Source organism: Metamycoplasma canadense (assembly GCF_000828855.1).
GTDB classification, from domain to species: domain Bacteria; phylum Bacillota_I; class Bacilli_A; order Mycoplasmatales; family Metamycoplasmataceae; genus Metamycoplasma; species Metamycoplasma canadense.
Genome location: NZ_AP014631.1, coordinates 395,471 through 408,299 on the forward strand (window position 1 = coordinate 395,471; position 12,829 = coordinate 408,299).

Here is a 12,829-nt window from a genome sequence, read left to right on the forward strand (position 1 = left end):
GCCTCTTAAGGGCGTTTTTTATTAATTTTAAATTTTTTCAACTTTAGATTTTTTAGCTAAATTTTTAAATCAATTTATTTCAATTGAGGTTAATTCTCTGAAATAACCTATTTTTAAATTTTGATCATTAATGCAACCATATCTTTTACGATGCAATTTTTTTACAAAATTATTAACTAATAAAAATAAATTTTTAACATGGTGATTTCTTCCTTCAGATAAAACAACTGAATAATTTAAATCATTTATTTTTGTAACTTTTTGTTTTGAAAAAATACCATTTAATTTAACAAAATTGGAATTTAAAAAAATTAAATCTTTATCTGTTAATGGTTTTTCTAAATTAACAATATATTCCCTTTCTATTTCTGAAGAAGGATGAGCAATAAAATTAGCAAATTCGCCATCATTAGTAATTATAATAACACCAGTTGTATTAAAATCTAAGCGCCCAATTGAAAAACAATATTTTTCAATTTTCATTCATTCATATATTGTTTTTCTTTTTTGCGGATCTTTTAAACTACAAATAGTATTTTTTGGTTTATTTAAAACGAAATAAAATTTTTTATCCTGATTTCTTATTATTTTATTATCAATTATTATTGTGTCATGTTCGTTTACTCTTAAACCGATAGTGGCTATTTTATTATTAACTAAAACTCTTTTTTGTTCAATTAATTTTTCAGCTTCCCTTCTTGAACAAAAACCATAATTTGAAATAATTTTTTGTAGTTTTATTTTTTCTTCCATATCTATCTATAACCCTTCTTTTCTTTATTTTTCAGAATTTATTTGATACTATTAAAAAACTAATATTTATATATTATATAAATATTTTTTTGGTTACGTTTCATTATGTTTTTTTTCTTATGATATCTTATTTAATTGTGTTAGGAGAAATAAAAAAATGATTGAAAATAAAATTGATAATTTAAAAAATTTAAGCTTACAAAAGAAAAGAGAATTTATTACTGATTTTTGCTTAAATCAGAAATTAAAAACAATTCAACATGAGAAGAAATATTCAAAAAATATTAATTTATTAGATTTTTTTGTTAATTCATTAAGTGAAGATTATAAAAAAATTTTTATTCATGATTTTATTCAAAATGAAAAGGATACATTTTGATATTTAGATAATTGATCTAAAAATGCATATTATAAAAAACTTAATTATTTAGTTAATTTATTTATTGATTATGTTTGCTGTTTATAATCAAAATTTAAATAAAACTGATTTAGTTGAAAAAAGAAATATTTGAACTGAAGAGTTTTTAATTAATGCTAAAAGAAATAAATATTTAGAAAATTGATTGAGTACAAATGAATTAACTAAATTAAAAATAAAAAGAATTATTCAAAGTGACAAATTTATTATTTTTTTTGAACACTATAATGCATTGAAAGAAATTGAGGATATAAAAATAACCGGGTTAATAAATAACAATAAAATGGATTTTAAACCTATTTATGATATTAATTCAGGAAAATTTATTTTTAGTTATAATAGTGATCTCGATATTAAAAATAGTTTAGATTTTAAGGATATTATTAATATAAATTTTGAAATTGAATATAAAGTAAATGGGCTTTGGTATCAAACAAAAAGTTTTACTTATTGAATTAAAAGAAACCAAAAATCTAAGAATTTGTTAATAAATAAAGAAACGAATATTGAAATTTTAAGTGAAATAGAAATTGTTTCGTTACCTGATCGAATTGATAAAAATATTATTAATCATGATTTTAAAACAAAATACATAACCTTAATTTTTAAACCGAATAATTTAAAGCAAGGTTTTCATAATCAAAAATTATATGATTTAAAAATTTTAAAATTAGATAAAAATACGAATGATGAATATTTAATAAGTAATTCTGATGTTTATAATTTGTCTTTTAGTCCAGCTTCTATTTTTGGTTCAACAAAAGATAAATATGAAGTAAAACTAAATTATAAATCATTTAATGATTGCGAATTAGTTGTTGATTCATATAGTTATTACGATAAATATGTTGATAGTGTTGTTGTTAATGCACAACACTTAAACGCTAAATTAGGTCTTTTGATCCCTCTAAAATATAGCGGAATTTTTGGTCATGAAATTAATTTAGATATTGGAAAGAATTTAAAAAATTTTAAATTGTCATATGCTCAAGATATTAAAAAACCATTTTTTGATATAAATAATGGCTTGATAAAAATAAAAACAAAATCAATAAATGGTTGATTAACTGATGAAAAATATTACAAAATCAAGTATAAGAATTTTGTTGATATTATAAATAATGCAAATTCTTTGGAATATATAAAAAATACAGGAGTAAAATAAATGAAAAATAAAAACAGAGTTAAAAAAATATTTTTATGAACAGGTGTTGGAACTATTTTATTAGCATCAATCGCTGTTGCTACAACTTTTGTAGTATTGCAACAAACTACAAAAAATTCAAAAAATATAGATAATAAAAATAAAAATCAGAATCAATCTAATAATATAAAAATAAATAACGATAAACGTATTGAAAGCGCTGAAATAATAAATGAAAATGAGAATACCCGCTCTGAAGAAAACGAAAATATTTTAGAAAAGCCAGAAATTAAAAATTTACCTTGAAAAGAAGTATTTCCTGAAATTAAAAGTTCAGATTATTATGAAAAATTAAATTATAAAGATGGCCAAGCACTAATCGATGAAGATATGATAGTTTATATTATTAAGGATATTTTAAATCGAATGTTAGTTACTAACGGTGAGGTTGATTATGCTTATAAACAACTTGATGATCAAAATTTAATGATAACTTTTAAATGAAAAAATGAAAAAGAAAAAAGTGTTGTAACCTATAAAATAAGCACAAATAAGTTATAATATTAATTATGAATTTTAAAGAATTAGTTTTTAAAGAATTAAAAAAATTAACAAAGAAATCATTTGATTTAGATACTAAAATAAAAGATTTAAATATTGATAGTTTAGATTTAGTCCTTTTAGTTTCAGAATTAGAAAGTAAATTAAAAATAGAAATATCTGATGATGAATTAATGGAATTAAAAACTATTAACGATATCATAAATATAATTGAACAAAAAAACTCAAAATAAATATAAATAAGGTAAAATATTTATCGTATCGTTTATACGGGTATAGTTCAATGGTAGAACAACGGGCTTCAACCCCGTGTGTTGTGAGTTCGAGTCTTGCTACCCGTGCCATATCATTATTTAATGTAATAAGTAGTTAAATTTTAGCTACTTATTTTTATTATTAGTTTTATATAAAAATAAAATCTAGATCTTTTTGACCTAGATTTAAACTTATTTAAAAGTATATGGTGCCGTCAACTGGAATTGAACCAGCGACCCCTTCCTTACCATGGAAGTGCTCTGCCCCTGAGCTATGACGGCTTTTATTATCGATAATTATTATATAAAAAAATGCTCATTATTTTTAATAATTTTATATTATTTAAAATATACTTATATACATATGGAAAAAACAATGTATGAATCTTTGTGTTCAATTAAAAAACAATATTTAGAATTAGAACAAAAATTAAATGATCCTGAAGTTTATAACAATATTAAGCAATATACAAAAATTTCAAAAGAAAAAGCAGAAATTGAAGATATTTATTTAAACTTTACTAAATATCAAAATATTGAAGAACTTTATTTATTATCAAAAGATATTTTAGCAAATGAAAAAGATATTGAATTAGTAGAATTAGCAAGAAATGATATTGATAATCAAATTGAACAATTAAAAGAATTAGAAGAAAAAATAAAAGAATTATTAATACCCGTTGATGAAAATGATAAGCGTGATGTTATTGTTGAAATAAGAGGCGCTGCCGGAGGGGATGAAGCAAATATTTTTTCTGGTGATCTTTATAAAATGTATCAAAAATATTGTGAAGATAAAGGATTTAAAATTAAAATTATTGATTATACTTACGGTTCAGCTGGCGGATTTAGTCAAATTGTTTTTAGTATAAAAGGTGAAAAGGTTTTTTCTAAAATGAAATTTGAAAGAGGAGTTCATAGAGTACAAAGAGTTCCGGCAACCGAAACACAAGGAAGAGTACACACTTCAACATCAACAGTAACTGTTTTACCCGAAATTGATGATGATGTTAATATTGTTATAAAACCAGACGATATTGAAATTGATGTATTTAGATCTTCTGGGGCTGGTGGCCAATCGGTTAATACAACAGATTCAGCTGTCAGAATCACCCATAAACCTTCAGGAATTGTTGTTACTTCTCAAGACGAAAGAAGTCAAATTCAAAATAAGGAAACTGCTTTGAAAGTTTTAAAAAGTAGATTATATCAAATAGAAATACAAAAAAGAGAAGATGAAGAAAGCGGATTAAGAAAGCTTGCTGGTACTGGCGATAGAAGTGAAAAAATAAGAACATATAATTACCCTCAAGATCGTGTTACCGATCATAGAATCGGGTTTTCAACATCGTTAAAAGTAGTTATGGAAGGCGAATTAGATAAAATTATTGAAGCCTTAATAGCTGATGAAAAAGCTAAGAAGATTCAAGAAGCAGGTTTATAAAATGATTGACAAAGAGGTATTGCTACAAGAAAAAAGAAGGTATGAGCTACCTCTTTTTATTTCAAAAAAAGAAGAAAAACTTTTAAAAAAAGATTATCCAGTACAAAAAATTATTGGTTATCAAACAATGCAAAATGTTCACATAGATATTAGATACAATGTTTTGATTCCGAGATATGAAACTGAAGAGGTTATTATCGAGACTTATAATTACATAAATGAAAATTCAAATGTTCTTGATTTGTGCTGTGGTTCAGGATTTATTGGACTTGCTATTAATAAAAATAAAAAATGCAATGTAACTTTATCGGATATTTCGCGTTCTGCAATTAAACAAACTAAATTAAATATTAAAATTAATAATTTAGAAAATTGTGAAGTTATTAAAAGTAATCTTTTTAATAAAATAACTAAAAAATATGATCTAATTGTTTCAAATCCACCTTATTTAAATAAAAAAAATAAATTTTCTAAATCATTAAAATGAGAACCAAAAAAAGCCTTATATGCAAAACAAAAAGGTCTTTTTTTCTATAAAAAAATTTTGTCTGAAGCAAAAAAATATTTAAATAAAAATGGATATTTAGTTTTAGAAATAGATGAGTTTTCTAAAAAATGAATTGAAGAAAATTACAAAAATGCTATCTTTAAAAAAGATATTAATAAAAAATTTAGAATAGCAATTTTAGAATACAATGATTTAGTTTTAAAAAAATAGCACTCTTATTAAAAATGTGCTAAAATTTTTTTATTATGTCAAACAAAAGAGATTATTATGAAGTATTAGGCATATCAAAAAATGCTACTGAAAAAGAAATAAAAACTGCATATAGAAAATTAGCAATGCAATATCATCCTGATAAAAATAGCGCCCCAGATGCTGAAGAAAAATTTAAGGAAGTATCTGAAGCATACGAAATTTTATCAGATGAAAACAAAAGAGCTAAATATGATAAATTTGGACACAATGCATTCGATCCTAACGGATATTCTTTTGGAAATTCAGAAGATATTTTTTCAAGTTTTTTTGAAAATTTTGGATCTGGTTTTTCACAATCAGGATTTTTTGATGACATTTTCGGTTCATTTGGTGGTTTTGAAAATCAAAATAATAAAAGGGGCTACGACCTTCAATTAGTTTTAAATATTAGTTTTGAAGATGCTATTTTTGGGAAAGAAGTTGATCTTAAATTAGATAGGTATGAACCTTGTGATTTTTGTAATGGTAGTGGCGCTGAAAATCCTAATGAGATAGTTAAATGTAATAATTGTCATGGTAGTGGAAAAATTCAACAAAAAATAGCTATTTTTACAACTGTTAAACCCTGCCCTTTATGTAACGGACAAGGCAAAAGAATTAATAAATCATGCCATCAATGTAAAGGTAAAAAAAGTGTCAAAAAATCTGTTAATAAAAAAATCCAAATTATCCCAGGTGTTGATAACGGTGATTCAATCAAGGTTTCAGGATTTGGTAAACCTTCTGAAAACGGTCATATACCCGGAGATTTATATATTGTTTTTTCAATAAATCCAAGTAAACTTTATAAAAAGAATAATAATGATTTATTTTTACAAATGCCACTTTCGATAAAAAGCATTTTATTAGAAGAAACTATATCAATTCCAACTCCATACGGATTTAAAGATTTTAGATTAGATAATAATTTAAAAATAAATGAACCAATTAAAATCAAAAATTGCGGATATCCTTATAAAAATTCAAATCATAAAGGTGATTTATACATCAATTTAGATTTATATATACCAAAACTAAGTCGTGATGAAGAATCAGCAATAAAAAATATATTTAAAAACAAAAATGATATAAAACGAGAAGAATGATTAAAAAAATTCTAGTCGTTTTTTTAATTTAAATTTTTCACTTTTATTTGTGTTATTATTATTGTTTATAAATTATATAAATTACAAAATTAAATATTTAAAATAAGAGGCAATATGATGAATAAAATAATGATTGTCGAATCACCAAATAAAGTTCACACAATACAAAAAATAGTTGGTGATGAAATTAGAGTTGTAGCAAGTGTGGGTCATATTTTAAAACTTTCGACTACTGGACTAAATAATTTAGGTATAGATTTTGAAAATTGAGAACCTAAAATGGTTCCTGATCCTTTGAAAAAAAATATTATTTCGGAATTAAAAAAAATAACTAAACCAGCTGATCAAGTATTAATTGCAACTGACCCTGATCGTGAAGGTGAAGCAATTGCTAATAATCTGGTTACTACTTTAAAATTAGATAATAAATACAAAAGAATTAAATATAATGAAATTACTGAAGAAGCAATAAAATTTGCAATTGAAAATCCTTTAGAAATTGATAATAATCTAGTTAATGCACAAAAATCTAGAAGAATGCTTGATCGCATTATAGGTTTTAGATTATCTCAACTTATGCAACAAAAAATTAAAAATGCTCCTACTTATCCTTCTGCCGGTAGAGTACAATCTATTGCCTTAAAATTAGTTTGTGATCGTGAAAAAGAAATTGAAAATTTTAATCCTATTTTATATTCAAAAATAAACGTAAATTTAGAAAATAATTTAAACGCTAGTTTATATTTAAAACAAAATAAGGATTTTGATGATAATACTTGGCTATCTCGTGATAATGCTGATTTAATTTTAAACCAATTATTAAAAAGTAATTATGAATTAATTGTTGATGAAATTTCAATTACAAAAAGAAAAGAAAGCGCATACACTCCTTTTAAACAATCAATTTTGTATAAAGAAGCTAAATATAACTCACAAGTCGTTCAAGTTTCAGCGCAAAAATTATTTGAAAGTGGATTAATTTCTTATCCAAGAACAGATTCAACACGATTAAGCGAAGGGTTTATTTTAAAAGCGAGAAAATATATTGAGAATCGCTTTGGTGAAAAATATATAGCTAAAGAAATTAAGGGTTTCTCAGGAACACAGGATGCTCATGAAGCAATAAGACCAACACAGATTGATTTAACACCTGAAGACGCTAAAGTAAAATACAATTTAAATGATGTTGATGCTTATATTTATAAAATTATTTATGATAAAACAATACTTTCATTAATGACAACACCTGAAAAAGAAATTCATAAATTCAACTTAAAACAAGATGGAAAATACTTTAGAATGTCATTTAGTAAAGTTATTTTTGATGGATATTATGCCTATTTAGGAACTGAAGAAATTATTAATATTCCTTCATTTAAAAAAGGTGATGTTATTAAGGCTAAAGAATTTATTAAAGAAGATAAACAAACACTTCCTCCAAGTAGATATTCTGAAGGTTCATTAATTAAAAAATTAGATGATATAAAAGTTGGTAGACCTTCAACATTTGCATCAACAATTTCTGTTATTAAACAAAGACTATTTGTTGAATTAAATGATGGTTATTTAGTGCCGAGTGAATTTGGAAAAATTGTTTTAGAAAAACTTTTAACTAGTTTCCCTAAAACAATTAACGAAGAATATACGGCTAAAATAGAAGGAAAATTAGACTTAATTTCAGAAGGAAATGAAGATTACAAGAATGTTATGCAAAAATTCTGAAATAGTTTTAACCAAAGATACAATGATATTAAGGACGAGTTAAATATAACAATTTTAGAACCTAATATGTTAGACGAAAAATGTCCTGAATGTAATGCAAACTTAGTTTATCGATATACAAAAATTAAAAAGCAAAAATTTATTGGTTGTTCTGCATTCCCTAGTTGTCGCTATATTAAAAATATTGATAATCCTAATAAAAAATATTATCGTCGAAAAAAATCTTAATTTTAAATAAAATACATTAAAAACAAAAGTCTAAATGTATTTTATTTTTTAATATTTATTTTAAATATTAATTTAAAATAGTAAAATTGATATCATGAAAACTAAAATCAAAAGAATTAAAAAAATTTCTGGGATATGAACTTTATTTATAATTCCGACGCTTACATTATCAGCTATAGCTGGTGCAACATATTTTGTAATTAAGAATTCAAGAAGTATTCAAAAGGAATATTGAAGTGTTGAAAAATTTAATAAAGCAGTAAATGAAATAAAAATTGAAAATCGTGTAGTTGGCGCAATTATTGCTAAAGATTTATTAACAGATTTTAATGATCAAAAAGAAAAATCACAAAAAAAATTAGATGAATATTTTAAAAAATATCCAGAAATTAAAGATGAATCAAAAGTCAAAAAAAATAAAAATAAATATAAAAAAATAATTGAAAATAAACCAAAACCATTTGATGCTAATCTTTTTTTGAATAATAAAATTAATAATCGTTTAGACTTTGAAAAAACAAAATTCTTAGATTTTAGATATATTGGTTTGGAAGAAGTAAAAGAGGATAAAAATTCATTAAGAGTTCATTTTGAGATATATTTAAATTATAAATATGCTACTGGTGTTTTTGAAACTAATAAAATAAAATCAACTCCAAATTCAAAATATTATTTTAAATCAAGTCAAATAGTTAAATTTTTATCAAATGATTTAAAAACATATCAAGGTTCTGAATTTTTAAAAAGATGATCAGAAATTAAAAAAGAAGCAGAAGAAATTATTAAAAAGTATGATTTATTAAATAAACAACTCGAAAAAGAAATATTATCTTCAGAACAAAGAATTAGATATATTGAAAAAATAAATAATAAAAGTAATTCTGAAATACAAGAAATTAATCAATTAAGAGATAAAATAAATAATTTAAAAGAAGAACAAAAGAAGGTATTTACAAATATTTCTTTTCAAAATGAAATATTTAATTGATTTATCGATGCAATTAATAAAACAGATGCTTTTCCAGATATATATCCAGAAAATAATTTTAAAATTATTCCTGGAAGCGAAAAAGATAACGATGCATTTGTAACTTGAAATCCAAAAAAAGGACTAAATGAATTAAAAATTGTATATAAATTCGAAAATAAAACTAACAAAATAATAAAAAGTGAAAGTCAAATTAAAATATTTACTTTAGAAGTTTAAGTAAAAAATAAATATGAAAAAAAATATTTTAAAATTAATAAAAAAAGAAATAAAAGAAAATAAAAAACTAATTAAAATTGTTAAAAAAAACAAATGAAAAATTAATTTAGATAATGAAATAAATTTATTGAAAGATCCTCTTGTTGATTGTAATGAACACAAAAAAAATTGTCAAGATTTTTTAAATAGGTTAAATGATTTAAAGTAATCTTGATTTATTTTTTAAATTAATATTTTTAATTTTAAGGAGAAAAGAAACTAAATTATGAAAAAGAAAATTAATATAGCTATTGATGGACCCTCAGGAGTAGGAAAAACTGTTATGTCAAAAATGTTAGCGAAAAAGCTTGGGTATAATTTTATAAGTAGCGGTAATTTATATCGAGCCGTTGCTTATAATGCTCTTCAAAATAATATTGATTTAAAAGATGAACAAGCAATTAATAATTCATGAAATTTTAATGATTTATATATAACTTCCGATGAAAAAGTATTTTTAAGAAATGAAGATATTTCATTAAAAATAAGAGAAAGTTATGTTTCCTTAGCTGCTTCAAATATTGCAAAGTTTCAATCTCTAAGATTAAAAATAAATCAATTTATACAACAATTCGGAAGTTTAAATAAAGGTATAATCGTTGATGGGCGTGATGCAACTTATCGTATTTTACCAGATGCAGAAGTTAAATTTTTTTTATGAGCAACACCCGAAATTAGGGCAAAAAGAAGACAAAAACAAAATATTGATTTAGGTATTCAATGCGATTATGAAAAAATATTAGAAGACATTAAAATACGTGATTTCAATGATACAAATAGAGCTATTGATCCTTTGATGGTAACTGAAGGTAGTATAAAAATTGATTCAACAGATATGAGTGTTGAAGAGAATTTTAAAGTTATGTTAGATGAAGTAATGAAAAGGTTAGGATAATTATGAAAAATACAATTGCATTAATTGGAAAACCTAATGTTGGAAAATCAACTTTATTTAATAAAATAATCGATAAAAGAAAGTCAATTGTTTATGATACTCCTGGAGTAACTAGAGATAGAATTTATGATGTTGCTAATTGATCGGGATATAATTTTAATATAATTGATACTGGCGGAATTACACAAGAAAATGGTAATTTTAAGGAAGATATTAAAAAGCAAGCTGAAATTGCTATTAATGAAGCACAAATTATTATTTTTATTGTTGATGGTCGTCAACCATTAACAACAGAAGATTTTTTTGTTGCTAGCATTTTAAGAAGATCAAATAAAATAGTATTATTAGCATTAAATAAACTAGAATCAAATAATAATTATTTTTTTGATAGTGAAATTTATAAACTTGGTTTTGAAAAAATTTTTCCAATAAGTGCAATACATGGTGACGGGATTGGAAATTTATTAGATGAAGTTATAAATAATTTTGTTACAAATAAAGAAAATAATTCTCAAAATTTTAAATTAACTATCTTAGGTCCAGCTAATGCAGGAAAGTCAACTTTGTTAAATTGTCTATCAAACGAAGAAAGATCAATTGTTTCAAATATCGCCGGAACAACAAGAGATTCAGTTTCTTCTTTTGTTACTATAAATAATGAGGAATTTGAAATTATAGATACAGCCGGAATAAAAAGAAAAAGTAAATTAACCGATAGCATTGAACACTATGCACTTATGCGAGCTACTGATTCTATTCAAGAAGCAGATTTGTGTTTACTAATGTTAGATGCAACCGAAGAAGTAAGTCACTTTAGCCAAAATATTATTGGTATTGCTTATGAATTAAAAAAACCATTAATAATTATTGTAAATAAGTGAGATTTAATCGAAAAAGATACAAATACAATGGCTATTTACAAGAAAAACTTATCAAAAAAATTAAAATTTGTTGATTGAGCTCCAGTTATTTTTATTTCAGCTAAAAATAAACAAAGAATTAATAAGCTTAAAGAAGAAATAATTAATGTTAAAAATAACATTTCAAGGAAAATTAATACTAACCAACTAAATAGCATAATGATGACTGCTCAAATGATTAAACCTGCATCGCCAATTAAAGGAAAAAGATTATCAATTACATTTTCAAAACAAATAGATGGAAAAATTCCTACATTTTTACTTTTTGTAAATGATGTTAAATGTGCTCATTTTACTTATTTAAGGTACATTGAAAATCAAATTAGACAGAACTATAATTTTTCAGGAACTCCTATTAATTTGATTTTAAAAAACAAAAATAAAAAAGAGGAAAATAAATAATGAAAAATAAAATTGCTATTTTAGGTAGCGGAGCTATGGGTACAGCTTGTGCATCTATTTTAGAAGAAAACGGACATGATGTAATAATTTATGGTATTGATCAATATGAATTAAATGATTTAAAAAATGGTTTTAATTCTAAGCACTTTAATAATAAATTAATTACAAATTTTAAGACAACTAATGTATTAAATAAAGCTATTGAAAATGCTGATTATATTCTTATTGCAATTCCAACACGTTTTATTCCAGAAGTATTTAATAATTTAGTAGATCAAATTAAAAATCCTACTGTTATTATTAATGTTGCTAAAGGTTTTTGACCAAATAGTGAAAATTTTATTCACGAAGGTATGAAAAAAATAGCTAAGAAAAATAAAAATATAAAAGAAATAGTTTCGCTAATAGGTCCTTCTTTTGCTATAGATATAATAAATAAAAATATTACTATTGTTAATGCGGTTTCCGAAAAAATTTTTTATGCCAAAAAAGTTAAAAAAATTTTTTCTAATAGTTGATTTGGTGTATCTATAAACAATGATGTTATTGGCGCTGAAATTGGTTCCATTTTTAAAAATATTTTAGCAATAGCATCAGGAATGGCTGAAGGATTAGGGTATTCAACAAATACACAAACCGCAATTTTAACATTCGGCTTAAAAGAAATGAAAAAATACGTACACGCATTAAAAGGTAATATTGAAACAGTTTATGATTTATGTGGAGTAGGTGATTTGATGTTAACGGGTTTATCTAATAAATCAAGAAATTACCAATTTGGAAAAAATTTTTTTAATAATAGTAATAATAAAAATACAACTGTTGAAGGGCTTTATGCTTTAAAATATGTTTATTTTCAAAATAAAAATAAATTAAAAATTAATTTACCATTAATTAATGCCGTTTATAAAATAGTATATAATAAAGTAAACCCACAAAAAATAATTAATAATTTAATTAAAAAAATTTAATAATTATTTTTTATTTTATTATAAAT

Annotated in this window: 14 protein-coding genes and 2 tRNA genes; 14 read left to right on the top strand and 2 right to left on the bottom strand. The window is 23.2% G+C overall.

Going from position 1 to position 12,829, the window contains the following annotated elements:
* Nucleotides 1-27: 27 nt before the first annotated feature.
* Nucleotides 28-753 carry a pseudouridine synthase gene (locus tag MCAN360_RS01525; RefSeq protein ID WP_045433789.1) on the bottom strand — a complete coding sequence of 242 codons (726 nt, stop codon included), beginning with the start codon at nucleotides 751-753 and terminating at the stop codon, nucleotides 28-30.
* A gap of 157 nt (nucleotides 754-910) precedes the next feature.
* On the opposite strand from MCAN360_RS01525, the gene MCAN360_RS01530 reads away from it, so the two are divergent.
* The 5 genes from MCAN360_RS01530 to MCAN360_RS05425 all read left to right on the top strand — a co-directional run bounded on the left by MCAN360_RS01530 (nucleotide 911) and on the right by MCAN360_RS05425 (nucleotide 3,220).
* A complete protein-coding gene (locus MCAN360_RS01530) occupies nucleotides 911-1,219 on the top strand; it encodes an MG284/MPN403 family protein (protein ID WP_045433792.1) in 309 nt (102 codons plus the stop codon).
* Nucleotides 1,203-2,336, top strand: a complete 1,134-nt coding sequence (locus tag MCAN360_RS05415) for an MHO_1580 family protein (protein WP_045433794.1) — start codon at nucleotides 1,203-1,205, stop codon at nucleotides 2,334-2,336. Before MCAN360_RS01530 ends, MCAN360_RS05415 begins: the two co-directional genes overlap by 17 nt.
* Entirely contained in the window at nucleotides 2,337-2,876 is a 540-nt protein-coding gene (locus tag MCAN360_RS05420; protein WP_045433797.1) for an MHO_1590 family protein, read from the top strand.
* Between the two features lie 8 nt (nucleotides 2,877-2,884).
* Complete coding sequence (locus MCAN360_RS01545) at nucleotides 2,885-3,109, top strand: acyl carrier protein (protein WP_045433800.1); 225 nt, start codon at nucleotides 2,885-2,887, stop codon at nucleotides 3,107-3,109.
* Nucleotides 3,110-3,145: 36 nt separating this feature from the next.
* Nucleotides 3,146-3,220: transfer RNA gene (locus MCAN360_RS05425), tRNA-Trp, on the top strand.
* Between the two features lie 117 nt (nucleotides 3,221-3,337).
* Here the strand turns inward: MCAN360_RS05425 and MCAN360_RS01555 are convergent.
* Nucleotides 3,338-3,412, bottom strand: a tRNA-Thr gene (locus MCAN360_RS01555).
* Between the two features lie 82 nt (nucleotides 3,413-3,494).
* On the opposite strand from MCAN360_RS01555, the gene prfA reads away from it, so the two are divergent.
* The 9 genes from prfA to MCAN360_RS05445 all read left to right on the top strand — a co-directional run bounded on the left by prfA (nucleotide 3,495) and on the right by MCAN360_RS05445 (nucleotide 12,803).
* On the top strand, nucleotides 3,495-4,574 hold the full coding sequence (prfA, locus tag MCAN360_RS01560) for a peptide chain release factor 1 (RefSeq protein ID WP_045434405.1): 1,080 nt from the start codon (nucleotides 3,495-3,497) through the stop codon (nucleotides 4,572-4,574).
* 1 nt (nucleotide 4,575) lies between these two features.
* Nucleotides 4,576-5,292 (top strand): peptide chain release factor N(5)-glutamine methyltransferase, encoded by a 717-nt coding sequence (gene prmC, locus MCAN360_RS01565; RefSeq protein ID WP_045433803.1) that lies wholly within the window; start codon nucleotides 4,576-4,578, stop codon nucleotides 5,290-5,292.
* Between the two features lie 35 nt (nucleotides 5,293-5,327).
* Nucleotides 5,328-6,434 (top strand): molecular chaperone DnaJ, encoded by a 1,107-nt coding sequence (dnaJ, locus tag MCAN360_RS01570; protein WP_045433806.1) that lies wholly within the window; start codon nucleotides 5,328-5,330, stop codon nucleotides 6,432-6,434.
* A 99-nt stretch (nucleotides 6,435-6,533) separates the two neighbouring features.
* The gene (topA, locus tag MCAN360_RS01575; RefSeq protein ID WP_045433809.1) at nucleotides 6,534-8,369 is read left to right on the top strand and encodes a type I DNA topoisomerase; all 1,836 of its coding nucleotides are present in this window, start codon (nucleotides 6,534-6,536) and stop codon (nucleotides 8,367-8,369) included.
* A 94-nt stretch (nucleotides 8,370-8,463) separates the two neighbouring features.
* Nucleotides 8,464-9,576, top strand: coding sequence for a hypothetical protein (locus MCAN360_RS05430; protein WP_045433811.1), 1,113 nt, complete (start codon nucleotides 8,464-8,466; stop codon nucleotides 9,574-9,576).
* Between the two features lie 13 nt (nucleotides 9,577-9,589).
* A complete protein-coding gene (locus MCAN360_RS05435; RefSeq protein ID WP_045433813.1) occupies nucleotides 9,590-9,784 on the top strand; it encodes a hypothetical protein in 195 nt (64 codons plus the stop codon).
* Between the two features lie 57 nt (nucleotides 9,785-9,841).
* Nucleotides 9,842-10,510: a (d)CMP kinase gene (cmk, locus tag MCAN360_RS01590; RefSeq protein ID WP_045433815.1), complete on the top strand. Its 669-nt coding sequence runs from the start codon at nucleotides 9,842-9,844 to the stop codon at nucleotides 10,508-10,510.
* Between the two features lie 2 nt (nucleotides 10,511-10,512).
* Complete coding sequence (gene der, locus MCAN360_RS05440; RefSeq protein ID WP_045433818.1) at nucleotides 10,513-11,832, top strand: ribosome biogenesis GTPase Der; 1,320 nt, start codon at nucleotides 10,513-10,515, stop codon at nucleotides 11,830-11,832.
* Nucleotides 11,832-12,803, top strand: a complete 972-nt coding sequence (locus tag MCAN360_RS05445) for an NAD(P)H-dependent glycerol-3-phosphate dehydrogenase (protein WP_045433821.1) — start codon at nucleotides 11,832-11,834, stop codon at nucleotides 12,801-12,803. The genes der and MCAN360_RS05445 overlap by 1 nt, the downstream gene beginning before the upstream one ends.
* The last annotated feature ends 26 nt before the right edge of the window (nucleotides 12,804-12,829 follow it).